We start from the raw sequence: 26,205 nt of genomic DNA, 5'->3' as shown, positions 1-26,205 counted from the left end.
GGACCGCGGCCGGAATTACCTGCGCGGCAGTGAGAGCGGCGCAAGTGTCTCCATCGCGCGACCCTTCGTGTCGTTCTCAGCCGCCTTGCGGCAAGCGCAGTCCTGCGCTTCCTGGAGCTTTGCGAGCGCGCCGTCATAATCGATCAAGGTCGGGCGGCCATCACTGACGACGCAAGTGCCGTCCACGTGGACACGCTCGATCGCCCGCTCCGCCGCGCAATGCAGGAGATTGCGCAAGGGGTCGTAGACCGGCTGCATGGCGTGGTGCCTGAGATCGACCACCAGGAAATCCGCCTTCGAGCCGACGGCGATCCGGCCGATGTCGTCCCGGCCAAGTGCCCGCGCGCCGGCGGTCGTCGCCGCCTCGAAGATGTCGCCGGTGGATACGTCGAAGACGGACTTGCCCGAGAGCCGCGCGCAGATCATCGCCTGGCGCATTTCTTCGAGCATGTTGAACGGATAACTGTCGGTTCCGAGCGCGACGTTGACGCCGGCGCGGCGGTAGCGGCCGACCGATTCCAGCGCCATGCCGCTGCGCGAGAAGGTGACCGGGCAATGGGCGACGGTCGTCTGGCGATCGGCGAGCAGACGCAAGTCGATCTCCGTGCGCTGTCGCGTCCAGGAATGGCTGTCGACGAAGATGCAATGACCAAGGATCAGGTCCTTGCCGAGCAGACCCAGCTTTTCGAGATATTGTACGGCCGTCAGCCCGTGCCGGCGCAAGAGTTCTTCGTGCTCGGTCATGGTCTGGGCAGCATGAATGGTGATCGGCATGCCGCGCTGACGCGCTGCCGCCACCGCATCCTGCAGCAGTTCCGGCGAGCAGGTCTCGATCTGCGACGGTGCGACGACGCCGCCAAGGCGGCCCGATGGGTGTGCATTCGCAGTATCGACGACCTCAAGCGCTCGCGCAAAGGCATCGCGCCCCCGCGCCCTGTCCCAACGGAAGTCAAGACGATGGCTGTCTTCGACGTGCCATTGCGCTTCGCGGAAACCCGGCGCGACGAAGGCGCGTGCACCACTCTTGGCAAGCGTCGGCAGCCAGCTCGCATGCGGGCCGGCAATATCGAGCAACGTGGTGACGCCACTACGCATCAGGTCGCCGACCATGACCGTCAGCGACGCCTCAATCGCATCGTCATCGATTTCCAGAAGGTTGGAGTATTCGTAGAGCGCATTGCCCCAGAGCGCTGCCGTCCCCATGTCCTCGAAGATGCCCTTGGAGATCGGCTCCTCGCCGGAATGGCAATGCACGTTGACGAAGCCCGGCAGGATCATCCGGTCGCGGCCGGAGCTTTCGCTGACGAACGGACCGTCATAGTGGCCGCCGACATGCACGAAGCCCTTCTCGTCATAGGCGACGTCGGCGTCGTTGAGATAGACATGGCCATTAAGCTTGCGGTCGAAGGCGACGAGCGTATGCGCTTTGCGGATGACGTGGATCTCTTTAGTCATGCGTGGTCCTGAAATATTGCTCGAGGAAACGGCTGTAAGCCCCCATGAGAGCGCTGAAAACGAAGTATACAACAGCCGCGAAGACATAGCCCTCCAGCACCGCGATGCCCTGCCATTGCGGGTCGCGCATGGCGGTGCGGACGGTGTCGAGGAAGTCGAGCAGACCGACGATCGTCACCAGCGTTGTATCCTGGAAGAAGCCGATGAACAGGCTGACCAAGGGCGGAATGACCTTCTTCAGCGCCTGCGGCAGCACGATTTTACGCATGATCTGCCAGTAATGCAGACCCAGCGAATGGCCGGCCTCGACCTGCCCGTTGGGAACCGCCTGCAGGCCGCCGCGCACGATCTCGGCAATATAGGCGGCGGCAAAGAGGATGATCGCCACCTGCGCCCGGACGAGCTTGTCGATGGTGATGCCATTGGGCATGAACAGGGGCAGCATGACCGTCGCCATGAACAGGATGCTGATCAGCGGCACCCCGCGCACGATCTCGATGAAGCCGACGCCGAGGACGCGGATTGCCGGAAGGCTCGATGCGCGGGCGAGCGCCAGCGCAATGCCAAGCGGGAGCGCGCAGGCAAGCCCGATGAAGGAGAGCATGAAGGAAAGCGGCAGCCCGCCCCATTGCGTCGTGGGCACGACCGTGAGGCCGAAATAGCCGCCCGCCATCAGCACATAGAGCACCGGCAGGACGATGGCGACCCAGGCGATCAGCAGTCCCCGCCCCCAGACCTTCGGCATCATCGAGACGAGGCAGGCGCCGAGAAACAGAAGCATCGCCGTCAGCGGGCGCCATTGCTCTTCAAAGGGATAAAAGCCGAAAAAGATGTAGCGCATCTTCGCCGACAGGAACGGCCAGCAGGCGCCGCTGGTCGCCTTGCATTCCGCCGGCGTGCCGACAAAGGTGGCGTCGACGAAGAGCCAGCCGATTGCGAGCTTGGCGAGCGCAAAGACCGTGCCGAGGCAGAGGATGGTGATCAGCGCATTGCCGGGCGTGCCGAAATAGGCGCTGAACCAGCGGCTGCGCGATGCCGGTGGCGCTTCGCGGCTCGGCGCAAGCGTCGCATTGCTCACGAGGGTGTCGACCTGTGTCATGGCTCAACGCTCCCTCAGCGCGACCCGCGCATTGTACCAGTTCATCACCAGCGAGATCAGGATCGACAGGCCGAGATAGACGCCCATGAAAATGGCAATGGCTTCAATCGCCTGGCCCGTCTGGTTCATAATCGTGTTTGAGACCATCACCAGATCCGGATAGCCGATGGCGATCGCGAGCGAGCTGTTCTTGAACACGGTCAGATAGGTGTTGGTGAGCGGCGGAATGATGATGCGCAGCGCCTGTGGCAGGATCACGAGCTTCAGCGTGCGTGCCCGCGACAGGCCAAGTGCCGTCGCCGCTTCCCACTGCCCCTTGCTGACTGCCTGGATGCCAGCGCGAACGATTTCCGCGACATTGGCCGACACGCTGAGCGTCAGCCCTAGCAGAAGCGCCACGAATTCGGGGCGCAAATGATAGCCGCCGCTCAGGCGGAAGCGGCCGAGTTCCGGCACATCCCAGGTGACCGAGATGTTTGCGAAGAGGATGGTTGCGGCGAGCGGCAGCAGAAACGCGATCGTCGCGAACAGGGCAATCGGCCGCTCCTTGCCGGTTGCGATGCGGCGGCGGCCGAGAATGCGCGCGGTAACGACGGCGGCAGCGACGCCGGCAACAAAGGCCGTGACCAGCGCAGCGAAACCGCTCTGCCAGTGCAACGCCGGCGTGACCAGGCCGCTGTTCGAGAGAAAGACGCCGGGAAGCATCTCGATCGCCTGCTTGACTGGCGGAAACACGGAGATGATCAGCGAATACCAGAGCAGAAGATAAAGCAGCAGCGGCACGTTGCGCAGCGCTTCCACATAGGCAAGCATCAGCCGCGACAACACCGGATTGTGCGACAGCCGCCCGATGCCGACCAACAGCCCGAGAACAGTGCCGAACAGGGCAGCGAGCAGCGAAACCTTGACCGTGTTGGTGATGCCGACGAGGATCGCGCGGCCGATCGTATCCGTCGGCTCATAGGTGATGGCAGATTCGGTAATGACAAATCCGGCCTGGCGCGCCAGGAAGCCGAAACCGGTCGCAATATCCTGCTTGGCAAGATTGGCGCTTGCGGTGCTGAACATCACCCAGGCGATGAGCAGCACGACGCCGACGGCGATCACTTGATAGAGATAGGCGCGAATGCGCGCGTCATAAAACAGGGGCATCGGCACCCGTCCCTTGGAGCACAATGATCTCGGGCCGGCGCGACCCAAGATCATAACTTGATCGATTTCTATCGTTTATAGTACGGCGGCATACCGCGCGCACTCTCCACGGGCCGATTAGGCACCATGTGGAGACGTGGACCCGAGCGAAACGCGCGGGCCCGTCGATTCTCAACGGAACGGCGGTGCGTAGAGTAGGCCACCTTCGCTCCAGCGCGTGTTCGGGCCACGCGTCAGGCCAAGCGCGGTCTTGGTGCCGAGGTTGCGCTCAAACACTTCGCCGTAGTTTCCAACCCCCTTGATGATGTTGTAGCCCCACTTGTTGTCGAGGTTCAGCATCTTGCCGAGTTCTTCGCTGACGCCGAGCATGCGCTGGATCTCCGGATCCTCGCTCTTGGTCATCTCGTCGACATTGGCCTGGGTGATCCCACGCTCTTCGGCAGCCATCAGCATCCAGGCAGACCAGGAGACGATGTCACGCCAGTTGGAATCGTTCTGGCGAACGGCCGGCGCCAGCGGCTCCTTGGAGATCGTTTCCGGCAGCACGACGTAATCGTCCGGGTTGTTGGCAACGGCGCGGATCGAGGCAAGGTCCGAACGGTCGGACGAGATCGCCTCGCAGCGGCCGGAGAAGAAGGCGTTGCGGTTTTCGTCCGGGCTTTCGAAGACGACCAACTCGAACTTGCCGCCGATCGTACGGAAGAAGTCGCTGAGGTTCTGGGCGGTCGTGGTGCCCGGCAGCGTGCAGATCGCCGCGTCGGTCAGTTCCTTGGCGCTGCTGACGCCGAGCGACTTCGGCACCATCAGACCCTGGCCGTCGTAGAACACGGTCGGGCCGAAATCGAGCCCGAGTGAGGTTTCGCGCGAAAAGGTCATGGTCGTCTGGCGCGACAGCATGTCGATCTCGCCGGACTGAAGCGCCTGGAAGCGCGTATTGATGTTGGTCAGGACGAAGTCGACCTTTTCCGGATCGCCGAATACGGCAGCCGCCACGGCGCGGCAGACATCGACGTCGAAGCCCTCCATGTGACCCTTGGCATCGGCCGTCGCAAAGCCCGGCGTGCTCATCGAGACGCCGCAGATCAGCTTGCCGCGGGCCTTGACGGTTTCGAGCGTCGTCGCGGCGTTGGCAGTGGTCGTGGCCACCAGGCCGACGGCGATGCCGGCAACTGTCGCACAGAGCTGCAGAATCCTGCTGTTCATGAATTCCCTCCCATTGGCTGTTCCCTTTCAGGCCTTCTCAGGTCGCGCGGTCCTCTCCGCACGCCTCCTCCCGAACCGGCCGGCACCGGCCTTTTTTTGTCGGCGCCTGCAATTGCATACGACAAGAGAATACAAACATCAACATTATTGTATACAATATTGACGACCATTTGGACGGGCGCTATCGAAGACAAGGGACATGTTCGGCCGGTCCCCGATCGCCCGTTGGGGAGGCAACCTTGTCTGAGAAATCTAGCCGCAGCGAAGTGGTCTACAAGCTTCTGCGCCAGGCGATCCTGGAACAGGCCCTGAGGCCCGGAACGAAACTTTCCGAAGATACGATCGCCGACCATTTCAAGGTCAGCCGTACCAGCGTTCGGGCGGCCCTGGTCCGGCTCAACGCAGAAGGCATTGTCGATTTACGCGCCAATAAGGGCGCCTGCGTGGCCGAGCCGACATTGGAGGAAGCCCGCGACATCTTCGCACTGCGACGCATGCTCGAAGCCGAGGTGATCCGACGGCTCGTCGCCGATCTCGACGCCCCCGGCGTCAAGCGGCTGCAGCAGCATGTCCGGCAGGAGGAGACGGCGCTTACAGATCACGGCCCGCTTTCGATCCGGCTCGCTGGCGAGTTTCACATCCTGCTTGCCGAGCTTACGGGCTCACAGGCGCTGACGCGGTTCGTCCGCGAGATCGTCTCACGCTGTTCGCTGATCCTCGCTCGCTTCGCGCGGCTGCATTCGCCGGAATGTGCCGTCGACGAGCATGTCCAGATCATCCGCGCCCTGCAATCGCGCGACACCGCCACGGCGGAACGGATCATGCTCGAACACCTCGACGCGGTCGAGCTTCGCGCCGAACTCGACACCGACAAGACCGAGCCGGATATCTCCGCGATCCTGCAACGCTACGCCCGCAAGGGGTGACGGCGCCTCAACTATTCGGTCGAGAATACGACTTTCTTTCGCCGATCTGCGCCACCATCTGTCGCGCGGCAACACACCAGGCGCGGCATCTGCCTCCAATATCTGCAACGATACCGGTTACACCGGGTGGGTCTTGCAAGAGAGGGAGTAAGACATGCCAATTGAACTGGAATTCATGAGCAAGCAGGTTGCCGCGGGCCGGCTGTCGCGACGGGAGTTTCTCGGACGCGCCGCGGCACTCGGGATAACCGCCGCCTCGGCGAACCTGCTGCTTGGCCAAGCGGCCCGCGCCGCAGGGCCGGTCAAGGGCGGAACACTCAAGGCGGGCCTCGTCGGCGGGGAATCGACGAACAGCCTGGACCCGGCAACCTGGGCAAGTCAGGTCCCCTACACGCTCGGGCGCTGCTGGGGCGAACAGCTCGTCGAAGTCTCGCCGACGGGCGAGATCGAGTACCGGCTTGCGGAAGCCTACGAGGCGACGCCGGACGCCAAGACCTGGCGCTTCAAGATCCGCAAGGACGTGACCTTCCACAACGGCAAGGAACTGACCCCGGCCGACGTGGTGGCGACGTTCGAGCGTCATGGCGACGCGGACTCCAAGTCTGCGGCCCTGCCCTTCGTTCAGGACTTCGAGACGATCAAAGTCGATGGCGACAGCGTGGTCATCACGCTGCGCGCGCCCAATGCCGACCTGCCCTATATCGTCAGCGATTACCACCTGATGATCCAGCCGAACGGCGGCAAGGACGACCCGACGGCGGGCATCGGCACCGGCCCCTACAAGGTCGTGTCCAACGAGCCGGGCGTCAAACATATCGCAGAGCGGCACGAAGGTTATTGGGGCTCGGCCGAGCGCGGCCATGCCGATCAGATCGAAATCGCTGTCATCAACGACTCGACCGCTCGGACCGCGGCCCTCCAGAGCGGCCAGATCCACATGATCAACCGCATCGAGCCCAAGGTGGTCGCCCTGATCAGTCGCCTTCCCGGCGTCGTCATACGGAATGTGCCGGGCAAGGGTCACTATGTCTTCATCGCCCATTGCAACACGGCGCCCTTCGACAACAACGACCTGCGCCTGGCGCTGAAATATGCCGTCGACCGCGAGGAGATGGTGGCAAAGGTGCTCGCCGGCTATGGCACCGTCGGCAACGACACGCCGATGATCAAGGGCTATCCGCTGTTCGACAACGATATCGAGCAGCGCGTCTTCGATCCGGACAAGGCGAAGTTCCACTACAAGAAATCCGGGCACAGCGGCTCGGTTCTGCTTCGGACCTCCGATGTCGCCTTTCCCGGTGCCGTCGATGCGGCGCAACTCTTCCAGATGAGCGCCGCCAAATGCGGGATCACCATCGACCTGAAGCGCGAACCGGGCGACGGCTACTGGTCGGACGTCTGGAACAAGCAGCCCTTCAGCATGTCCTATTGGACAGGGCGGCCGACGCAGGACCAGGTCTATTCGATCGCCTATCTCTCCAAGGCCGAGTGGAACGATACCCGCTTCCTCCGGGAGGACTTCGACAAGCTGATCTTTGCGGCGCGTGGTGAACTCGACAACGCCAAGCGCAAGGCACTCTATCATCAGGCGGCGATGATGCTGCGCGACGAAGGCGGCGTCATCGTACCGATGTTCAACAACTATATCGACGCGACCAACGACAAGGTCGGCGGTTGGATCGACGATCCGAACGGCGAACTGATGGGCGGGCACGCGCTGACGAAATGCTGGCTCAACGCCTAAACCAGCGACGCGAATGACGGGAGGTCCGCACGCGGCCTCCCGTTCTCATCGACGGGTTTTCAAGCGGTACGGCGCAGTGATACCGTGCCGTCTGTTGCGCGCTCCACCGCGATGTCGTGGTAGCGGGCAAGCGTCATGTGCGGCGTTCCCTCGGCGGCCGCATGCGCACCGGTGACGACGACGACATCGGCCCCGGCTGCGAGCCCGGCCAGAATTCCGGCCGGTGCGTCCTCGAACACCAGGCAATCCTCCGCACGCACGCCCAGCCGCTCGGCCGCCATCCGGTAGCCCTGTGGATCGGGCTTGCCGATGGAAACATCCTCACCGGTGATCATCAGTTGGGGCGTCGGAATGCCGGCGGCCGCGAGACGGCGCACGGCGAGATCCAGCGGCGCGGACGTCACGATCGCCCACCTTTCCGGCGGCAGAGAATTCAGGAAATCAACCGCACCGGGGATCTCGACAATACCTTCAACGTCGGCGATCTCGGCCAGCGCCAGGTCGTAGGCTTCCTTCTCCGGATCGATGTCCGGCAGCTCGAGATTGCGGATCGTATCGACGGCGCGCACGCCATGTACGGTTTTGGTAAACTCGACTGGGTCGAGACCATTGCGCTCCGCCCATGCGCCCCAGACACGCTCGACCACGGCCATGGAGTTCAGCAACGTGCCATCCATATCGAACAGGAGGGCAGCAAAATTCTTCGTGAAAACGGATGAAGGCGCGGCGTCCAAGGCAATCCCCTGAGATGATGAGACGGGCGGCAAAGGCTTCGCCCAGCGGAGAAGCCACACCTACTACCGGAGAGCCGCCCGCACAATGCCATTTACGCCACCGATGCCAACGCTCACTCGACGCGCCAGGCAGCCTTGCTCGCCGTCAGGAAGTCGATCGGCCCGCCCGCCTGATCGTCGTCGAAGATGGCGCAGGAGAGGATGCCGCTGAACACCGCGCCGGAATCGACATTGGTGCGGTTTCCGACCGTGCGCGGATTGGCCGTGCTCGGCGTGTGGCCATGACAAAGGTGCCGGCCCCAGTACTCGCCGGAATAGTCGTCGGGCGGCCGGATCCAGAGGAAAACCCCGTCGTCCTGCTGTTCCAGCGGCCGCGTGTCGTCGACGCCCGCATGAACGAAAATGCGAAAGCGCTCGACCAGGATCGTCGGCAGCTCCTTGATCCATTTCAGGTGCCGCCCGGGAACCGTGCCGTCATAGGAGATCAACGTCTCTCGGCCACCGTTGACCAGCCACCAGTCGACATCGCTTTCACCACTGCTGGCACCCCAAAGCATTTCCTCGTGGTTGCCCTTGAGGGTCAGCCAGGTCCAGCCGGGCTTCGTCGGACCAGCCATGATCAGTTCAATGACGGCGCGGCTGTCCGGCCCCCGGTCGATCAGGTCGCCGAGAAAGATCACCCGCCCCGTTGGCGCATAGTCTTCGATTTCATCCAGCAGCGCGCGCAGCTGGTCGAGGCAGCCGTGAATATCGCCGACGGCGAACGTCAGATGCCGGACGGCCATGCATTCACTCTCCAAATTCCGATAGCGGGCGCCGGCCGGTTCGAGGCCGAAAATATCGCCAGATCAAGGCGCTATAACATGCCTTTTGCGGAAAGGATGCAAGATGCGGCGGCCGCGACGCGGACCCGTGCGACAATTAAGAATGAGGGCCGCCGTGTAAGGAGCCACGGGCGAGATGCCCGCACTTGGGAGCCACTATTGTGCCGTCCTGATGTCAGCGTCGGGAATGGCCTTTGGCGATGGTCGAGCTGGCGATCGACACCGGGTCGCTTGCCGGAAAAGTATCCTCGAGCCCTTCGTCGAGTTGCTCTTCCATCGCATCGCGATCATGCGCCCGGCGCGCGTTCGGCAGGGTGCCGCGACGCACCCCTGCCTGGTCGCCGGCGGCCGCGACCGTTTCGTCGGCCGCAATGGCCGCATGCAGAATTTCCTTTGCCTTCGCGATCGCGTTCAGCCGGTTAAGGGATCCGGCCTTGTCCTGGGGACACATCACTGTCACCACCTCATCGCCGTCGCCTATGAATTCGACGGTGAACCCTGAGCGACCGGCTCTTTCGGCAGTGACCTGCTGGCCGACGATGCGCATCGGACCTCTCCTTCCTTGGGCTGTCCCGAAGGGCCGAGGCCGCGTTGGCCGCCTCGGCCGTGGCGGGAACGAAATCGGGGTGTGTTTTCAAGGAAGCGTCGAGGCCGGGTTTTGTTCCGACCGTGGGCAAATTTACGGGCCGTTAAAGGGCGCCTGGAAACCCTGAGGAACGCACGGGGCTTGCCGGCAAGTCGTTGGTCGTATCCGCGGCCTGGAACGCCGCCCCGCCGCCCGGCTTCTTCGTGCAGCTCGCAAAGGCATCAAGGCCCGGCTTGTAGACCTTGGTCTCGACATTCATCATGCCGAGCACGGTATGAAACAGGTTGTCGTGGGATTTCGGCTGCGCCGTATCCTTGGCGAGGCACGCCGTATCGACACCCATTGCCGCCTGGTAGGGCTTCGAGAACCACGCAATAAACGGCACCTGCGTCTGTTCGCGCGGGGCGATGGCATAGGGCGCGCCGTGCAGATAGATGCCGTTCTCGCCGAGCGACTCGCCGTGATCGGACATATAGATCATCGCGCCCGCGATCTGGTCCTGATGCTTTTCCAGCAACCGGGCGACACTCGCCACCACGTAGTCGGTGTAGAGGATCGTGTTGTCATAGGCGTTCGTGATTTCTTCAACCGAACACTTCATCAGTTCGGGCGTGCGGCAATCGGGCGTGAAACGCCGGAACTTCTCGGGATAGCGCAGGTAATAGGACGGTCCGTGGCTGCCGAGTTGGTGGAGTACGATCACGCTGTTCTTCTTGGTCGCCGAGAGCTTCTTGTCGAGCTCGCCGAGGAAGATCTCGTCCAGGCATTCCCCGTTCTTGCAGAGCGGGCTGTTCTTCTGGTCGGTCATGCTGGCGAAGTTGATGAGGTCGGCAATGCCCTTGCTGCCGGTGTTGTTGTCCCACCAGGTGGTCGAAACGCCGGCGCGCGTCAGCACGTTCATGAGGTTTTCCGTCGAGCGCGCCTTCCAGTCGCTGTACTCATCACGCGGGTAGACGGAGAACATGCAGGGGAGCGACGTTGCCGTCGCCGTGCCGCAGCTCGTGGTGTCGGTGTAGTTGACGACGCCCAGAGCCTTGAGTTCCGGATTGGTCTCGCGCCCATAGCCGTTCAGCGAGAAGTTCATCGCGCGCGCGGTTTCGCCGGCAACGACGACGACAACCACGGGCTTGCCGGCAGCGGCAATCCGCGCACCCTGTCGGGCATCGGTTGCGAGTGGCTGCACGACGATGTTGCGCTGCTTATAGGTCGAGGATGCATATCGCACGGCAGCCGAAACCGGCCCCGTCGGGTTGAACCGCTTCATCAGGTCCTTGTGTTCGCGGATCACGTAGGCGACGTTTGCAAAGTTCGCGTAAACCAGCCCCCCGCTGACGAGGAGGCAGGGAATGATCACCGCCAGGTTGACCGCAGCATTCGACAGGAAGGGCCGGTAGCGGAGCTTGAACCAGATCACCAGCAGCGACGGAAGTACCCCGTAAAGCAGCAGATGCGTCGCCAGACTGCCGGTCAGGAGGTGGCTGGCTTCGGCCTGCGTCGTCACCGCCGCGTTGCCGATCATGTCCTTGTCGATGATGACGCCGAAAGTATCGATGAAGTAGGAGGCGGCGGCCGATACCATGATCAGGAAGATCATCACCGGCTTCATCACATATTTGACGGAGGCCAGCGTCAGGCCTGCGAAGGTCAGCAGACACAGAGCCGCGCTGAAAGACAGACGCGCCGTGAGGGAATCGTCGAAATAGGCGACCGTGTGTGTCCAGAAGGATTTGTTGGTGGCGAGGAGCAGATAGGCACTGACAAGAGCGCTGAGCGCAATACTGCCGATTTCGGGGCGGCGAATACCTGAAAATCTCAAAACTGTAGTCTCCTGCGGTGACTGCAAGAGCGCATGGGAGGGGCGTTGCAGGCACGGGCATTCAATCGAGATGGAGGCCGCGTGGCGGCCACCTGCTAGGTTGCAGCCTCCCCCTCAGCCGTTGAGATACGACGGACAAGCTGTCCAAACCCCGTCAAGATTGCTCATTGTTGCGCCGATACGCGCGCTGGTAGGTGTCGCGCAGGCAGTTGGCAGTCCCGGCGAAAGCCCATATGGTCGGCGGTGGCCCTGTAATATCGAGACGAATCAATGCGCCTGCTCCTGGTCGAAGACAGTCCGCGACTGGTTGAACTGGTCGGTGAAACCATGCGGGATGCGGGCTGGCGCCTCGATGCGGTTTCAAGCGTGGCCGATGCCGAAACGGCGATCGCGGCGCGCGAGCATGACCTGGTGCTGCTTGACCTCGGGCTGCCCGATGGCGACGGCCTGTCGCTGCTTCGCCGCGTCCGCCTGGAGTATCCCGGGCTGCCGGTGCTGATCATCACGGCCAAGGGCTCTGTCGACGAGCGCATCGCCGGGCTCGACGCCGGGGCCGACGACTATCTCGTAAAACCGTTCCACCATCGCGAGCTGCTGTCGCGCTGTCGCGCGATGCTGCGGCGCAATCCCCAGGCCGTACAGCCGGTACTGGAAGCTGGGACATTGCGCTACGACCCGGCAACCGCCGACCTCACCTGCGACGGCACGGTGGTGCCTTTGCCGCCGCGCGAGCGGTCGTTGATCGAGATCCTGATGCGCGAGGTCGGTCGCGTCGTGCCGAAGCGGAAGCTCGAAACGGCCCTTTCGGAATATGGCCAGGAAGTCACGCCCAATGCCCTGGAACTGGCTGTTTCAAGGGTGCGCAAACGCCTGCAGCCGCTCGATAGCGGCGTTCAGATCGAGACGGTGCGCGGCATCGGCTACCTCCTCAGGCAAGCTCCATGAGGAGCCGAAACCCTTCCCTGATCGGTATCGTAGCCCGCCGCATCATCGCCTTTTCGCTGCTGGCCATGGCGATCCAGATCGGCGTCGTCTTCGCCGACTACTGGTTCGACGACGACAAGCTGAGCGTGCTCATGCTGCAGCAGGAAACCGAAAACCTGATCGAGTATGTCCAGGTGCGCGACGGCGTGGCGCGTTACGAGCCCAATCGCGACGTGCGCGAACGCTATCTCGACCGGTCCGACGACAACGGCGCGATTTTCCTGCGTATCCGCACTGCGTCCGGCGAGATGATCCATTCGAACTGCACTGCCGAATGTGCCCAGCACTTCCTGCCGCTCAACGTCGACGCGCCGCAATTCTGGAAACGCCTGATCGCGCCGGGCAAACCTTTCAGCGTTGCCGGCGGCCAGACTTTCGAACGGGGCGGCCTGGTCGTCCTGGTCGAACTCGCGATCCTCAACGATCCGAACGGCTTCATGTACGGCGCCTTGCTGCACGAGATGTTCGATTCGATGATCGTGCCGATGACGCTAATGTTCTGTCTCGTGATCGGCGCGACGATCTGGTCGGTGCGCAGCGCCCTGCGGCCGGTCGCCGTGGCCGCGCAGGCCGCCGACGCCCTCGACCCGCGCGACAGCAATGCGCGCCTGCCGTTGACGCGGATGCCGCAGGAAATCGCCCGTCTCGTCACCGCAGTCAATCGGATGCTGACCCGGGTTGCCGATCTCATCCAGTCGCAAAAGCTGTTCTCGTCGTCGATCGCCCATGAAATCCGCACGCCGGTGTCGATCGCCAAGATGGAACTGAGCCGCATCGACGACCCGCGGGCGCGCAATGCGGAGCGCGACCTGGACGCACTCACCCATATTCTGGAGCAGTTGACCTCGCTCGCGCGCGCCGATGCCGTCGATCCCTCCGCCTACCAGCGCACCAGCCTGTCTCAGATCGGCGCCGCCGTTGCGGAGGCGATTGCACCTTTCGTCTTCGACCACGACAAGTCCCTCGAATTCGTAGACGAAGGCACGCCACAGATAACCGCCATTCCGGCGCTCGTCGAAAACATGCTGCGCAACCTCATCGAGAACGCCGTCAAGCACAACCCGCCGGGAACCCGGATCGTCCTGACCTGTGGCCCCGGCCCGGTCGTCTGTGTCGAGGATGACGGCAAGGGGCTGATCGACCTTCCGGAGCACAACGAAGACCTCGGCTATGTAAAAAGCTCCGGGCAGCTCGGCCTCGGCCTGAAGATCGTGCGGCGCATCAGTGAATTGCACCAGGCAACCGTCGCGGTCGACACGACGCCCGGCCGTGGCACCCGGTTCTCGATCGATTTTTCCGCCGCCCTGTCGGGCTGACGAGCCCGACGACAGGGACAGCACGCGCCCGCGTGTGCATCGCACATTTTTTAGGCGCGATGCATATATTTCAATCCAACGCCGGTTTTTGGATGCGGATTTCATGCCCAATGCTGCGCCATGTGCTAATGGCGTGCCCAAGTCCGTACCTCCCCTCCCGAGAGGCTCCATGTCGAAGGCCCGCGCGTACATCAAGCGTTTCATCCCATCGCTCGTTCCGATCAGCCATCTGGAACGCCTGCGTGCGTCTTTGGGCGCGCTTCTTGGCATCCTGCTTACCGGCTTGATCAGCAGCTATGCCCTCGGGGCGGGCGCCAGCCTGCCGCTGCTGATCGCGCCAATGGGCGCCTCGGCCGTCCTTCTCTTTGCCGCCCCGGCCAGCCCGCTCGCCCAGCCCTGGTCGATCGTCGGCGGCAACACCATCTCTTCGCTGATCGGCGTGACCGCGGCGTTGCTGATCCCGGATCCGGTCGTCGCAGCCGCAGTCGCCGTCGGGCTCGCCATCGCGATCATGCTGCTGCTCGGCTGCCTTCATCCGCCGAGCGGGGCGGTTGCGCTGACCGCCGTGCTCGGTGGCCCGGCGATCCACGAGGCGGGCTACTGGTTCGTCCTGTCGCCGGTCGCCATCAATTCGGTCGTCATCCTCTTGATCGCGCTGGCGTTCAACAACGTGACCGGTCGCCGCTACCCGCATCTTGCGCAGGCGCCGACGCTGCATGGAACGAGCGACCCCGCGCCGACGCACAGGCTCGGCATCGTCCCCGAAGACCTGCAGGCCGTTCTCGCCCAATATGGTGAAGTGGTCGACGTCAGTCCCGAAGAGCTCGACGCGTTGATCCACCAGGCGCAGATCCGCGCCTTCAACCGCCGCTCCGGCGAAATCACCTGCGCCGAGATCATGTCGCGCGACGTCGCCACGGCCACGCCCGAGACGACCTTGCGCCAGGCCTGGCAGACCCTGATCAAGCATCACATCAAGGCGCTACCGGTCGTGACTGAAAAGGACGGCCTCGTCGGTATCGTCACGCAAACCGATTTCATGAAACACGCGATGCTCACGCCGCAGGGCGGCATCCGCCAGCGGCTCGGAAACGTTATCGGCTTCGGGCCGAAAACGCCGCGGCTCGTATCCGACATCATGACCCGCAAGGTGCAATCCGCCCTGCCGGAAACCATGATCGCCAAACTCGTGCCGCCGATGTCCGACATGGGGCTGCACCATATGCCCGTGGTCGATCCGGATAACCGGCTGCTCGGCGTCGTCACCCAATCGGATCTCATCGCCGCCCTCTTTCAGCGCCGCCTCGAACGGGGCGAAGAGCGCGACGTCGCTTAGGCCAAAAAGGTTCACCGGAGGTTCCTCGCCCGCAAAATAGAGCGCCACAGCAAAACCGCTGTGCGCCTTTGCGCGACTCGCTTTCTGCAACACGACCTCATCGAACCAAGGCATGTCGTCATCCGTCGCATACATTCATTCGATTGACTTATTCAATGGAATGATGTAATTTCAGTATGTCATGAAAAAAGAAACCTCGCCCCGTCCGACCAAGCAGGACCGCGGAGATGTCACCCGCGAGAAACTGCTGACCAGTTCCATCGACGTCTTTGGCCGCTACGGCTTTGACGGCGCAACCACTCGCATGCTCGCCGAAACGGCAGGCGTGAACCTCCAGGCAATCCCCTATTACTTCGGCGGCAAGGAAGGCCTCCATATCGCCGCTGCAGAGCACCTTGCCTCGATCATCATCGACCACGTCGCAGACCTTCGAAACGCGGTTCTTGCTCGCCTTGCCCACCTCGACAGCCAAGGCCAGCCGTTGGAACCCCGGGAAGCCCGCGACATGCTCACCCAGCTGGCGCAGCACATGGTCGCCCTCTTCGTGAGCCGTCAGTCCGAAAGCTGGGCGCGCTTCATCATCCGCGAACAGATGGAGCCGACGGAAGCCTTTGAGCGCGTCTATTCCAACGTCATGGGCCCGATGATCGGCATGGCCGGCAGGCTGGTTGCCACCATCCTTGGCGAGCCTCCTCAATCGGAACAGGTCCGGCTGAAAACCCTGTCCTTCGTCGGCAGCATCCTGGTCTTCCGCATGGCCCACGCAGCCGTGCTTCGGCAGATGAAATGGCAGGCGGTCGGTCCTGACGAGCTCGACCTCTTGCGCCGACATGCTGCCGAGCTGGTCGCGACCATTGGAAGCAAGCGGGAGGACCGGTCATGAACAAGCCGGCAGTAGCCCTTGTATTGCTTGCCGGAGCCGCGGCCAGTGCCTGGTGGTTCGACGTGCCGCAGCGGCTCGGCTGGATCGGCACGGAGCAGACCTCGGTGCTCTACGGCAATGTCGACATTCGGCAGGTTTCACTCGGCTTCCGCGTCAGCGGCCGAATCGCAAGCCTTGGCGTCGACGAAGGAGACGTGGTCAAGCCCGGGGACGTTCTGGCGACGCTGGACGCCGTCCCGTTCGAGCAGGCGGTCGCCGCGGCGCAGGCTGATCTCGGTGCGCTCAGGGCCAACCTTGCAAAGCTGAGGGCGGGGGCACGCCCGACTGAGATCGCCCAGGCGCGCGCGACCCATGAGGAACGTCTGGCCGATCTCGAAAACGCCAATCTCGCTTATGAACGCGCGCGGCAATTGCGCCCGAACGGCACCATCTCCCAGGCCAATCTCGACGAGGCGAATGCCAACAGGGCGGCAGCCGCAGCGCGCGCCACCTCCGCCCGCGAGGCCTTGGCGCTCATCGAAGAGGGAAGCCGGATCGAGGATATTGAAGCCGCCCAGGCGCAGGTGCTTGCCGCCGAAGCCAAGCTCGAAAGCGCCCGCACCTCGCTTGCCGATACCCAACTGTTCGCGCCGAGCGCCGGCACGGTCCTGTCACGGGTGCGCGAGGCTGGTGCCATCGTCGCGCCTTCCGACACCGTCTACGTCGTCTCGCTGAACGAACCCGTCTGGGTGCGCGCCTATGTGGCGGAACCGGACCTTGGCCGGGTGCATCCCGGCATGGCCGTCGAGGTCACGTCCGACAGCGCCCCGGACCACCGCTACAAGGCGACGGTCGGGTTCATTTCACCGGTCGCCGAATTCACGCCCAAGTCGGTGGAAACGCCGGAACTGCGCACCGATCTCGTTTATCGCCTGCGCATCGTGGTCGACAAGCCGGGCCCCGATCTCCGGCAGGGCATGCCCGTGACCGTGCATCTGCCGGAAAAGGCTGGAGCCGCGCAATGAGCGACGAGGTGCCGTTCGTTCGCATCGCGGATGTGGTCAAGCGCTTCGGCGATGCCCCGCCGGCGCTCGACCATATCGCTGGCGAAATCTTGGGCGGGCGGATCACCGGGCTCGTCGGCCCCGATGGCGCCGGAAAGACCACGCTGATCCGTCTGATGACCGGGCTGATGGTGCCGGACGAAGGCGAGGTCGAGGTTCTCGGTTTCGATACGGTGGCGAATGCTGCCGATATCCAGGCGGCCATCGGCTACATGCCGCAACGCTTCGGCCTCTATGAGGACCTTTCCGTTCAGGAAAACCTCAATCTCTACGCCGATCTGCGCGGCCTGCCGCTTGGCGAGCGCGCAGCGACCTTCGACGAACTGCTCGAATTTACCGACCTCAAGCGTTTCACTAGCCGCCTTGCCGGCAAGCTCTCCGGCGGCATGAAGCAGAAGCTTGGCCTTGCCTGCGCCCTGCTGCGCAAGCCGAGGCTGCTTCTCCTCGACGAACCGGGCGTCGGCGTCGACCCGATCTCGCGCCGAGATCTCTGGAAGATGGTCGAAAACCTGACGAAGGAAGGCATCGGAGTCGTCTGGTCCACGGCCTATCTGGACGAGGCGGAGGCCTGCGACAGCGTTCTGCTCTTGAACGAAGGCAAGCTCCTGTTCACGGGCAGTCCGGCCGAATTGACCGCCAGGGTTGCCGATCGCGTCTTCAAGGTTTCCGGCATTCCCCATGGGCGGCGCCAGAAGCTCGCAAGCTATCTCGACGACGACGATGTCGTCGACGGGGTCATCCAGGGCGAAGCGATCCGCCTGGTCATGAAGCCAGGGACCAAACCGCCAACCCCGGAGGGACATTCGTCCGCATCGGGCGTGGCGACGACCACGCCGCGTTTCGAGGATGCGTTCATCGACATGCTCGGCGGCGGTCCCGGTGGCCGCTCCAAGCTCGCGGAAACCCAGACCCCCTTCCCGACCGACGGCGAACGCCCGGTCATCGAAGCGCGCGGACTGACGAAACGCTTCGGCGATTTCACCGCCGCGGATGCGATCACCTTCGACATACCGCGCGGTCAGATCTTCGGGCTCTTAGGCCCGAACGGCGCCGGCAAATCCACGACCTTCAAGATGTTGTGCGGGCTGTTGAAGCCCACGGCCGGCGAAGGCCGCGTCGCCGGTTTCGATCTACGGCGAGACGCAGCGGAAGCACGCAACCGGCTGGGCTACATGGCGCAAAAATTCTCGCTCTACGGCGATTTGAGCGTCGGCCAGAACCTCAGCTTCTTTGCGGGCGTCTACGGTCTTGCCGGCGCGCGCAAACGCGAACGCATCCAGTTGATGACGGAAATCTTCGGCTTCGCCCGCCTGCTCGACATGTCGGCGAAAGATCTGCCGCTCGGCCTCAAGCAGCGTCTGGCACTCGCCTGCGCCGTATTGCACGAACCGGAAGCGCTGTTTCTCGACGAACCGACCTCCGGCGTCGACCCCATCACCCGGCGCGAATTCTGGACCCACATCAACGGCCTTGTCGAAAAGGGCGTCACCGTACTCGTCACCACCCACTTCATGGACGAAGCCGAATATTGCGACCGCATTTCGCTGATTTATCGCGGCCGGTCGATCGCGCTCGGCTCACCGGACGAATTGAAGGCGCAAGTCGCTAGCCCCGAGCTTCCGGACCCGACGATGGAGGATGCCTTCATCGCTCTGGTTCAAGGCTCAGAGGAGAAGGAGGCCGCATGAGCGCGCGCGCCGCAACGACCGAGGGCGGGGCCACGAGAGCCAGACGCTTTGCCGCGTTGGTGCGCAAGGAAAGCTATCAGATCGTTCGCGACCCGAGCAGCATCCTGATCGCCTTCGTGCTGCCGATGATCCTGTTGTTTCTCTTCGGCTATGGTGTTTCGCTCGACACGACGCAGACCCGCATCGGCCTCGTCGTCGAAGAAGAGGCCCCGCTGACGCGCGATCTCGCTGCGGGATTTCAGGCCTCGCGTTATTTCACGGTGGCGGTCGGTCGGGACCGCCGCGAGTTCGAGGAAGACCTAGTGCTTGGCCGGGTCCGCGGCATCGTTGTAATCCCCAAGAGCTTCGTGGCCGACTACTCGGCCGGTCGGCACCCCGCCTTGCAGGTGCTCGTCGATGGCTCCGATCCCAACACCGCGAACTTCGTCCAGAACTATGCGCAGGCGACCGTAGCCAATTGGGAGCGCCAGCGGTTGAGCGACAGCGCCGGCCGGCCGCCGGCGATCTCGGCCGAGCAGCGCTTCTGGTTCAACCCGGAGCTGACCAGCCGGAACTTCCTGGTGCCGGGCTCGATCGCCATCGTCATGACGCTGGTCGGGACGCTGCTCACCTCGCTCGTCGTTGCACGTGAATGGGAGCGCGGCACGATGGAGGCGATGATGGCGACGCCGGTTTCGGCAGCCGAACTCCTTGCCGGCAAGCTGCTGCCCTATTTTATTCTCGGGCTCACCTCGATGACGCTCTGCGTCCTCCTTGCCGTCTTCCTCTTCGGCGTTCCTTTTCGCGGCTCGGTCGCAGCGCTCTACGCGCTGTCAGCGACTTTCCTGATGCCGGCGCTCGGTCAGGGCCTGTTGATTTCGGCGGCGACCAAGAACCAGTTCCTCGCCTCGCAGCTCGCGCTGATTTCGGCGTTTCTTCCGGCCTTTCTGCTTTCGGGATTTCTCTTCGAGATCAATTCGATGCCGACGGTCATCCAGTGGATCACCTTTATCGTGCCGGCGCGCTATCTGATCCCGAGCCTGCAGACGGTGTTTCTGGCTGGCGACATCTGGCCGATGTTCGGCAAGTCCATTGCCGCCATGCTCCTGATCGGCAGCGTGTTCTTCGCGCTCGCCGCCCGCAGTACCCGCAAGAGGATCGGCTGACATGTGGTGGACGAGACTGAAGGCCCTGATCGTCAAGGAGTTGCTGGCGGTGCTGCGCGACCCCAAGGGGCGCACCGTGCTGATCGTACCGCCGATCCTGCAGCTTCTGGTGTTCTCCTACGCTGCGACGCTGGAGGTCACGAATGTCAACGTGCTGGTGCTGAACCGCGACAACGGCCACTGGAGCCAGGATCTGATCGAGGGGATCGACGGCTCGCCAACCTTCCGAAGCATCCGCTTCACCGACAGTCAGCAGGAGGTACGCCTGGCGATCGACACCCAGCAGGTCATTGCGGCGATCGAAATCGGCCCCACCTTCTCGCGCGATATCGAGGCCGGCCGGCCGGCGGAGGTGCAGGTCATCCTCGACGGCCGCCGCTCCAATGCGTCGCAGATCGTCTCCGGTTATCTCGGCCGTATCGTCGGCGCGCTTGCCGCCGAGACGCCCGCCGGCAAGCGCATGGCATCGGGGGCGGTCACCGTCGTTGCCCGCAACTGGTTCAATCCAAACCTTACCTACCAGTGGTTCATGGTTCCGAACCTCGTCGCCAGCATCGCATTGTTGATCGGTCTTATTGTCACGGCGCTATCGATCGCGCGCGAACGGGAGCTCGGCACTTTCGATCAACTGATGGTCTCGCCGCTTCGAACCCACGAGATCCTGATCGGCAAGCTGATCCCGCCGATGATGATCGGCCTCTTCCACATCAGCATTTACATCCTGGCGGCCGTCTTCATCTTCGGCGTGCCGCTGCGCAGCTCGCTGCTTTTGCTCTACGGCAGCGCGGTGTTCTACCTCGCCTCCGTCGTCGGCCTCGGCCTGTTCATTTCTGCCCTGTCGATGACGCAGCAGCAGGCGATCCTCGGCGCGTTCCTGTTCATGGTGCCGGCGATGCTGCTTTCGGGTTTCGCCACGCCGATCGAGAACATGCCCTCCTGGCTGCAGCCGATCACCTATGTCAATCCGCTGCGCTACTTCCTCGTGATCGTGAAGGGCGTGTTCCTCAAGGACATTCCGGCGGTCGAGGTGGCGCGACAGACGATCCCATTGTTTCTGATCGCCATCGTCACCCTCTCGGCCGCCTCCTGGCTGTTCCGTCGCCGGCTGGAGTGATCAATCCTTCAGGAAGCGCGCGATCGCCGCGATTTCATTCTGGCGGATGTCGTGCCCGCCCGAATGCCACTCGATCTCGGTTGCCGCGCCCTGCCCCTGGAAAAAGTCCGCGAGCGCCTGGGTCAGCGGCGCCGGGCAGATGGGGTCACGCTCGCCGGCGGTGATCAGGACGCTACGCTCCTTCAGCCCCGCATTGTCCTTCGGGCGGAACGGGATCAAGGGATGCATCAGCACCGCCTTGTAGAAAACACCACCTTCGATCAGCACGTTGGCAAGGATGTTCGCGCCGTTGGAATAACCAAGGCCGATCACCTGAGAAGCCTGATGCTCCGTAGCCAGCGCCTTGACGAAGCCCGTCATCTTTTCGGTGGCGCGAGCAAGGTCGGCCATATCGTAGACACCCTCGCCGGTGCGCTTGAAGAAGCGTGCGGCGCCAAATTCCGAAACGTCGCCTCGTGGCGAAACGATCGTCGCGTCGGGCAGCAACTCGGATGCGAAAGTGAAGAACTGGTTCTCGTCACCGCCGGTCCCGTGGAACACGAAGAAAATCGGCTGGCCGGGCTTTCCGGCCTTCAGCTTGTGAACATAGCCATGATCTACCATTTTTGTCTCCTGGGGCAGGCCTCCGACGGGTCGAAGCCTCGTGCGAACCTGCCTGATTTCAAAGCGTTGGCTTCACGGTTTCGACGAAACTGTGAACCGACCTGTGCAAGATCGGGTAGCGAGGCTCGCCGCGGCGGCGAGCCTTTTTGGCGTCTTAGTCGATCTTCTGCAGGTGACTTTCGAGGATCGGGCGCAGGTGCTTGTGCTGCTGCGGCAGCTTCAGCGCCTCGCCGAGATGGGCGAGGTCCTCGTCCCGGTCGAAGCCAGGCTCGTTTGTCGCGATCTCGAACAGCACGCCGCCCGGCGTGCGGAAATAGATCGCCCAGAAGTAATCGCGGTCGATGACCGGCGTCACCTGATAGCCCGTGTCCATCAGTGCCTTGCGCACCTCGAGTTGCTTTTCGCGGTTATCGACCGCGAAGGCGATGTGGTGCACCGAGCCGGCCCCTTGCGAGGCGCGGCCGATATTCGGCATCGTTTCGAGGTCGATGACGCGGGCATCGTTGCCGCCGGGCACGATTAGACGAGTTACACCATCCTTGCGGTCAAGTTCTTCGTAGCCCATGAACTTCAGAAGTTCCGCCGTCGCACCTTCGTCACGCAGGCGCAGTGCTGCCGAATGGAACCCGCGGATCGCATGATCAGCGGAAATGCCGCCTTCCGTCCAGGGCGTGCGCCCATCGTCCCTGACCTCGACAAGCGCAAAGCCGTCACCATCAGGACCGGCAAAGTTCAGGCGCTTTTCACCGAAGGTTTCTTCATCCTTGAGACCGGTGGCGCCGAGCGTCGCCAGCCGCTCTTTCCAGAAACCGAGCGAACCTTCGGGCACGGAGAAGACGGTGGTTCCGACTTCGCCAGTACCGGCGCGGCCACGCGGCATCTGCGGGAACGGGAAATAGGTCATGACGGTACCAGGCGTGCCGGCTTCGTCGCCGTAATAGAGGTGGTAGACATCCGGCGAGTCGAAGTTGACCGTCTTCTTGACACGGCGCAGGCCGAGCGACTTGGTGAAGAACAGGTTGTTCTCGCGCGCATCGTCCGCCATCGAGGTGACGTGATGCAGACCCTTGATCTGATTGAGCATTGCCGTGATCCTTTCTCTCCGGCGCCACCGGGCGCTCCGTTGGGTCTTAGATGCGCCTATCCGCTCCTCGGCGAAAGACGGCCGCAACCAAACGCATTGTCAACAGATCGTTGACGACACCTAAAACTCGTCAACAGAAGCGAGTTCCAGCGGCGACTTGTGAGCCCTCGCCCCGATGCTTAAGATCGGCGGGCGGCATTTGCTGCAACGACGCGAGGAGGGGCGCGCATATCTGTGAAACATCGCTTGGTCCTTGCGTTCCTGCTGTTGCCGCTGCTTGCAGCCATGCTGGCATGGAAAGGCTATGCGGTCACGACCGACAGCTATTTGCGCGAGGCAGGTGCTCAGGCGACCACGGCGCTGCGCCTCGCCGTCACCGCGCTCGACGGCCACCTCAACCGCTACCAGGCGTTGCCGGCACTGATCGCGGATCATGACGATGTCCGCGAGCTCGTCACCCGCCCACGGGACCGGCGACTGCGGGAGGCCGTCGACAGCTACCTCAAGGACATCAACGGCCTGTTGCAGTCCTCGGACATCTACGTGATCACGCCGGATGGCAACACCATCGCCGCCAGCAACTATGACGGGCCGACGAGCTTCGTTGGGCAGAATTTCAGCTACCGGCCCTACTTCCAGGAAGCGCTTCGCGGCGAGCAATCGCGGTTCTATGCACTCGGAACCACGTCGTTGAAACGCGGCTACTTTTTCGGATCCCCGATCCGGGTCGGCAACGAGATCCGCGGCGTCATGGTGTTCAAGGTCGATGTCGAGCGCATCGAAGCGTCCTGGCAGGGCGGCGAGTACAAGATCTTCGTCTCCGACCCGGAAGGCATCGTCTTCATGTCCGGCGATCCGGAATGGCGCTACGCGTCGATCCTGCCGCTGACGTCGGACCGGCTTGCACGAACCGAGGCCTCCAGGCGCTACGCCGATGCGACCGTACATGCCCTTCCCGTGTCGGAGCGCGTTTCGTCCGACCGTCATTTCCTCACCGTCTCGGCCGAAAACTCAAGCCGCGAATACCTTATGCTTTCGCAGCGGATGCCCGACGCCGACTGGACGGTAAATGTGCTGGTCGACACCGCGTCGGTGCGAACACAGGCGCTGACGACTGTTATCGCCGCTCTGCTTCTGCTCTGCCTTGCCGGTCTCGGCGTCGCCATCATTCTCCAGCGGCGCGCGCGGCTCAACGAGCGCCTGTCGATGCAGGCGGAAGCACAGGCCGAGCTGGAACGCCGCGTAGACGAACGCACCGCCGATCTTGCCCGCGTCAACGGCCAGATCGAGGAAGAGATCGCCGAACGGCGGCTGACGGAGAAGCAACTGCGACGGACGCAGGCCGATCTGATCCAGGCCGGAAAACTGGCAGGGCTCGGGCAGATGTCCGCCGCCCTCTCGCACGAATTCAACCAGCCGCTCGCCGCCGCCAAGACCTATGCTGACAGCGCCGCACTGCTGATCGAGCGGGGTCGGTCCGACGAGGCGACGGACAATATCCGCCGCATCTCCGGGCTTGTCGACCGGATGGCGGCGATCAGCAAGCACCTGCGCAATTTCGCCCGCAAACCGAACGAGAAACTCGGGCCGGTCCCGGTCGAGGAAGTGGTGCGCGACACGATGGAGATCGTGTCGGTTCGGCTGAAGGCGGCGGCGGCGACCATCGACATCGATCTCGGCAACGAACCGCTCGTCGTCCGGGCCGGCTCGGTCCGCCTGCAGCAGGTGCTCGTCAACATCATTTCCAATGCCGCCGATGCCGTCGAGGGCCTTGACGACCGCACCATCCGCCTGCGTGCGAAGCAGGAAGACGGCAAAGTCGTGCTGACCGTCAGCGACCGCGGCCCCGGCATTGCGCCGGCGATTGCCGAACGTATCTTCGACCCGTTCTTTTCCACAAAGGGCGTCGGCAAGGGACTGGGCCTTGGCCTTTCGATTTCCTATAACATTATCAAGGATTTCGGCGGAAGCCTTGTCGCGACTAACCTCGCGGAAGGCGGCGCCGAGTTCCGCATCGAACTCGCTGCCGAAAACAGCAATGCCCGGGAGGCCGCCGAATGATCGAGAGCCGGATCCTGCTCGTCGATGACGAAGAGGATGTGCGCCATTCGAGCGCCCAGGCGCTGGAGCTGGCCGGTTTCCGCGTTGAAGCCTTCTCGGCCGCCGAACACGCGCTCGAATTCATCAGCTACAGTTTTGCTGGCGTGGTGATCAGCGATATCCGCATGCCGGGCATGGACGGCATGACCCTCCTGCAGCGCATCCGCGAAATCGATGCGGAGGTACCGGTTATCCTCGTCACCGGCCATGGCGATGTGCAACTCGCGGTCCGGGCCATGCGCGAAGGCGCCTATGACTTCGTCGAGAAGCCCTTTGCAGCACAGATGCTCGCCGGCACGATCCGCCGGGCACTGGACTGGCGCGCGCTCGTTCTTGAAAACCGCCGGCTGAAGGCGGTTGCCGGCAAGCGCGACGACATCGAACAGCGGCTGCCCGGTCGAAGCCAGGTCATGGTCGACCTGCGCTACCGCATCCGCGCGCTCGGCGCGGCCGATGCCGATACGTTGATCATCGGCGATACCGGCGTCGGCAAGGAGGTGCTGGCCCGCACGCTGCATGATCTGAGCACCCGCGCCAACAGCCCGTTCATCGCTATCAACTGCGCCGCACTGCCCGAAAACCTGATCGAAAGCGAGCTCTTCGGCCATGAGCCCGGCGCCTTTCCCGGCGCCATCCGTCCACGCTACGGCAAGTTCGAACATGGTCGCGGCGGTACGATCCTGCTCGACGAGATTGGCTCGATGCCCTTCGACCTCCAGGCAAAGTTTCTGCGGGTGCTGCAGGAACGCGTCATCACCCGTCTGGGATCGAACGAGCAGGTCCCGCTCGACGTCCGTTTCATCGCCACCAGCAAGGTCGATCTCGAAAAGGAAGTCGCCGCCGGGCGCTTCCGGGCGGACCTCCTCTATCGCCTCAACGTCGCGACGCTCCGCGTCCCCTCGCTTGCCCAGCGGCGCGCCGACATTCCGCTGCTCTTTCTGCAACTGGTCAGGGAGTCGGCCGCTCGCTACGGCCGGGATGAGGTGGAGATCTCCCAATCGATGCTGGCCGAAATCGCCGAGCGCGACTGGCCGGGCAACGTGCGCGAGTTGCGCAATGCCGCCGAGCGGCTGGTGCTCGGGCTCGATGCGGCTCCCGACGACAGCGCGCGATCGGAAAACGGCAACCGCCTTGCCGACAAGGTGGCGGCCTATGAAAAAGGCCTCATCGCCAGCGCAATCGCCGCCCATGGCGGCGCGCTGAAGCCGGTCTACGAGACCCTCGGCATCTCGCGCAAGACGCTCTACGAAAAGATGCAGAAGTTCGGGCTCGACAAGAAACTCGTCGCTTCCGATTTCTCCGCAGAGAACGAGACCTGACGTTTCCGAGCCCGAGAACGGAAACGGGGACGCGATCGCTCGCGTCCCCGC

Annotated in this window: 22 protein-coding genes; 12 read left to right on the top strand and 10 right to left on the bottom strand. The window is 63.2% G+C overall.

The features are described 5' to 3' along the window. Positions 1-15: 15 nt before the first annotated feature. From IB272_RS20535 to IB272_RS20520, 4 genes are all read right to left on the bottom strand, one after another. Complete coding sequence (locus IB272_RS20535) at positions 16-1,455, bottom strand: amidohydrolase family protein (protein ID WP_192444849.1); 1,440 nt, start codon at positions 1,453-1,455, stop codon at positions 16-18. Continuing rightward, positions 1,448-2,554: an amino acid ABC transporter permease gene (locus IB272_RS20530; RefSeq protein ID WP_192444847.1), complete on the bottom strand. Its 1,107-nt coding sequence runs from the start codon at positions 2,552-2,554 to the stop codon at positions 1,448-1,450. Before IB272_RS20530 ends, IB272_RS20535 begins: the two co-directional genes overlap by 8 nt. Before the next feature lie 3 nt (positions 2,555-2,557). Beyond that, positions 2,558-3,706: an ABC transporter permease subunit gene (locus IB272_RS20525; RefSeq protein WP_060601369.1), complete on the bottom strand. Its 1,149-nt coding sequence runs from the start codon at positions 3,704-3,706 to the stop codon at positions 2,558-2,560. Between the two features lie 171 nt (positions 3,707-3,877). Continuing rightward, positions 3,878-4,909, bottom strand: coding sequence for an amino acid ABC transporter substrate-binding protein (locus tag IB272_RS20520; protein WP_060530331.1), 1,032 nt, complete (start codon positions 4,907-4,909; stop codon positions 3,878-3,880). A 239-nt stretch (positions 4,910-5,148) separates the two neighbouring features. Between IB272_RS20520 and IB272_RS20515 the strand changes: the two genes are divergently transcribed. Together IB272_RS20515 and IB272_RS20510 are read left to right on the top strand one after the other, a co-directional pair. Then, positions 5,149-5,835, top strand: coding sequence for a GntR family transcriptional regulator (locus IB272_RS20515; RefSeq protein WP_192444845.1), 687 nt, complete (start codon positions 5,149-5,151; stop codon positions 5,833-5,835). Positions 5,836-5,989: 154 nt separating this feature from the next. Beyond that, the gene (locus IB272_RS20510) at positions 5,990-7,579 is read left to right on the top strand and encodes an ABC transporter substrate-binding protein (RefSeq protein ID WP_060518168.1); all 1,590 of its coding nucleotides are present in this window, start codon (positions 5,990-5,992) and stop codon (positions 7,577-7,579) included. 59 nt (positions 7,580-7,638) lie between these two features. Here the strand turns inward: IB272_RS20510 and IB272_RS20505 are convergent, their stop codons facing one another. From IB272_RS20505 to IB272_RS20490, 4 genes are all read right to left on the bottom strand, one after another. Beyond that, positions 7,639-8,313 carry an HAD family hydrolase gene (locus IB272_RS20505; RefSeq protein ID WP_083523538.1) on the bottom strand — a complete coding sequence of 225 codons (675 nt, stop codon included), beginning with the start codon at positions 8,311-8,313 and terminating at the stop codon, positions 7,639-7,641. Positions 8,314-8,426: 113 nt separating this feature from the next. Continuing rightward, a complete protein-coding gene (locus tag IB272_RS20500; protein ID WP_034799633.1) occupies positions 8,427-9,098 on the bottom strand; it encodes a metallophosphoesterase family protein in 672 nt (223 codons plus the stop codon). 214 nt (positions 9,099-9,312) lie between these two features. Next, positions 9,313-9,684 carry a hypothetical protein gene (locus IB272_RS20495; RefSeq protein ID WP_090295831.1) on the bottom strand — a complete coding sequence of 124 codons (372 nt, stop codon included), beginning with the start codon at positions 9,682-9,684 and terminating at the stop codon, positions 9,313-9,315. 142 nt (positions 9,685-9,826) lie between these two features. After that, positions 9,827-11,539, bottom strand: coding sequence for a phosphoethanolamine--lipid A transferase (locus IB272_RS20490; RefSeq protein WP_060586247.1), 1,713 nt, complete (start codon positions 11,537-11,539; stop codon positions 9,827-9,829). A 270-nt stretch (positions 11,540-11,809) separates the two neighbouring features. Here IB272_RS20490 and IB272_RS20485 point away from each other — a divergent pair, with 270 nt between their 5' ends. The 8 genes from IB272_RS20485 to IB272_RS20450 all read left to right on the top strand — a co-directional run bounded on the left by IB272_RS20485 (position 11,810) and on the right by IB272_RS20450 (position 21,048). Then, positions 11,810-12,484, top strand: a complete 675-nt coding sequence (locus tag IB272_RS20485) for a response regulator transcription factor (RefSeq protein ID WP_034799630.1) — start codon at positions 11,810-11,812, stop codon at positions 12,482-12,484. Beyond that, entirely contained in the window at positions 12,481-13,839 is a 1,359-nt protein-coding gene (locus IB272_RS20480; RefSeq protein WP_192444843.1) for a HAMP domain-containing sensor histidine kinase, read from the top strand. The genes IB272_RS20485 and IB272_RS20480 overlap by 4 nt, the downstream gene beginning before the upstream one ends. Before the next feature lie 169 nt (positions 13,840-14,008). Further along, positions 14,009-15,175 (top strand): HPP family protein, encoded by a 1,167-nt coding sequence (locus tag IB272_RS20475; RefSeq protein ID WP_034799628.1) that lies wholly within the window; start codon positions 14,009-14,011, stop codon positions 15,173-15,175. A gap of 181 nt (positions 15,176-15,356) precedes the next feature. Then, positions 15,357-16,058: a CerR family C-terminal domain-containing protein gene (locus IB272_RS20470; protein ID WP_192444841.1), complete on the top strand. Its 702-nt coding sequence runs from the start codon at positions 15,357-15,359 to the stop codon at positions 16,056-16,058. Continuing rightward, on the top strand, positions 16,055-17,062 hold the full coding sequence (gene hlyD, locus IB272_RS20465) for a secretion protein HlyD (RefSeq protein WP_192372802.1): 1,008 nt from the start codon (positions 16,055-16,057) through the stop codon (positions 17,060-17,062). Before IB272_RS20470 ends, hlyD begins: the two co-directional genes overlap by 4 nt. After that, a complete protein-coding gene (locus IB272_RS20460) occupies positions 17,059-18,789 on the top strand; it encodes an ATP-binding cassette domain-containing protein (RefSeq protein ID WP_192444839.1) in 1,731 nt (576 codons plus the stop codon). Before hlyD ends, IB272_RS20460 begins: the two co-directional genes overlap by 4 nt. Further along, positions 18,786-19,934, top strand: coding sequence for an ABC transporter permease (locus tag IB272_RS20455; RefSeq protein ID WP_192444836.1), 1,149 nt, complete (start codon positions 18,786-18,788; stop codon positions 19,932-19,934). The genes IB272_RS20460 and IB272_RS20455 overlap by 4 nt, the downstream gene beginning before the upstream one ends. 1 nt (position 19,935) lies before the next feature. Further along, positions 19,936-21,048: an ABC transporter permease gene (locus IB272_RS20450; protein WP_192444834.1), complete on the top strand. Its 1,113-nt coding sequence runs from the start codon at positions 19,936-19,938 to the stop codon at positions 21,046-21,048. Here the strand turns inward: IB272_RS20450 and IB272_RS20445 are convergent, their stop codons facing one another. Further along, positions 21,049-21,651: an alpha/beta hydrolase gene (locus IB272_RS20445; RefSeq protein WP_192444832.1), complete on the bottom strand. Its 603-nt coding sequence runs from the start codon at positions 21,649-21,651 to the stop codon at positions 21,049-21,051. 154 nt (positions 21,652-21,805) lie between these two features. Next, positions 21,806-22,735 (bottom strand): VOC family protein, encoded by a 930-nt coding sequence (locus IB272_RS20440; RefSeq protein ID WP_034799621.1) that lies wholly within the window; start codon positions 22,733-22,735, stop codon positions 21,806-21,808. 234 nt (positions 22,736-22,969) lie between these two features. On the opposite strand from IB272_RS20440, the gene IB272_RS20435 reads away from it, so the two are divergent. Together IB272_RS20435 and IB272_RS20430 are read left to right on the top strand one after the other, a co-directional pair. Further along, complete coding sequence (locus IB272_RS20435; RefSeq protein WP_060586233.1) at positions 22,970-24,796, top strand: sensor histidine kinase; 1,827 nt, start codon at positions 22,970-22,972, stop codon at positions 24,794-24,796. Further along, the gene (locus IB272_RS20430; RefSeq protein ID WP_192358259.1) at positions 24,793-26,154 is read left to right on the top strand and encodes a sigma-54 dependent transcriptional regulator; all 1,362 of its coding nucleotides are present in this window, start codon (positions 24,793-24,795) and stop codon (positions 26,152-26,154) included. Before IB272_RS20435 ends, IB272_RS20430 begins: the two co-directional genes overlap by 4 nt. Positions 26,155-26,205: the final 51 nt, after the last annotated feature.

The sequence above is a fragment of the Ensifer sp. ENS08 genome (assembly GCF_014852195.1).
Taxonomy (GTDB): domain Bacteria; phylum Pseudomonadota; class Alphaproteobacteria; order Rhizobiales; family Rhizobiaceae; genus Ensifer; species Ensifer adhaerens.
Note: the sequence above shows the minus strand (reverse complement) of the source record. Positions and strands in the feature narration are given on the sequence as shown.

Coding starts and splice junctions, on each gene's coding strand:
- hlyD (WP_192372802.1), top strand. CDS start 16,055: ATGAACAAGCCGGCAGTAGCCCTTGTATTGCTTGCCGGAGCCGCGGCC.
- IB272_RS20530 (WP_192444847.1), bottom strand. CDS start 2,554: ATGACACAGGTCGACACCCTCGTGAGCAATGCGACGCTTGCGCCGAGC.
- IB272_RS20450 (WP_192444834.1), top strand. CDS start 19,936: ATGTGGTGGACGAGACTGAAGGCCCTGATCGTCAAGGAGTTGCTGGCG.
- IB272_RS20445 (WP_192444832.1), bottom strand. CDS start 21,651: ATGGTAGATCATGGCTATGTTCACAAGCTGAAGGCCGGAAAGCCCGGC.
- IB272_RS20470 (WP_192444841.1), top strand. CDS start 15,357: ATGAAAAAAGAAACCTCGCCCCGTCCGACCAAGCAGGACCGCGGAGAT.
- IB272_RS20440 (WP_034799621.1), bottom strand. CDS start 22,735: ATGCTCAATCAGATCAAGGGTCTGCATCACGTCACCTCGATGGCGGAC.
- IB272_RS20510 (WP_060518168.1), top strand. CDS start 5,990: ATGCCAATTGAACTGGAATTCATGAGCAAGCAGGTTGCCGCGGGCCGG.
- IB272_RS20495 (WP_090295831.1), bottom strand. CDS start 9,684: ATGCGCATCGTCGGCCAGCAGGTCACTGCCGAAAGAGCCGGTCGCTCA.
- IB272_RS20485 (WP_034799630.1), top strand. CDS start 11,810: ATGCGCCTGCTCCTGGTCGAAGACAGTCCGCGACTGGTTGAACTGGTC.
- IB272_RS20500 (WP_034799633.1), bottom strand. CDS start 9,098: ATGGCCGTCCGGCATCTGACGTTCGCCGTCGGCGATATTCACGGCTGC.
- IB272_RS20480 (WP_192444843.1), top strand. CDS start 12,481: ATGAGGAGCCGAAACCCTTCCCTGATCGGTATCGTAGCCCGCCGCATC.
- IB272_RS20460 (WP_192444839.1), top strand. CDS start 17,059: ATGAGCGACGAGGTGCCGTTCGTTCGCATCGCGGATGTGGTCAAGCGC.
- IB272_RS20525 (WP_060601369.1), bottom strand. CDS start 3,706: ATGCCCCTGTTTTATGACGCGCGCATTCGCGCCTATCTCTATCAAGTG.
- IB272_RS20430 (WP_192358259.1), top strand. CDS start 24,793: ATGATCGAGAGCCGGATCCTGCTCGTCGATGACGAAGAGGATGTGCGC.
- IB272_RS20455 (WP_192444836.1), top strand. CDS start 18,786: ATGAGCGCGCGCGCCGCAACGACCGAGGGCGGGGCCACGAGAGCCAGA.
- IB272_RS20520 (WP_060530331.1), bottom strand. CDS start 4,909: ATGAACAGCAGGATTCTGCAGCTCTGTGCGACAGTTGCCGGCATCGCC.
- IB272_RS20535 (WP_192444849.1), bottom strand. CDS start 1,455: ATGACTAAAGAGATCCACGTCATCCGCAAAGCGCATACGCTCGTCGCC.
- IB272_RS20475 (WP_034799628.1), top strand. CDS start 14,009: ATGTCGAAGGCCCGCGCGTACATCAAGCGTTTCATCCCATCGCTCGTT.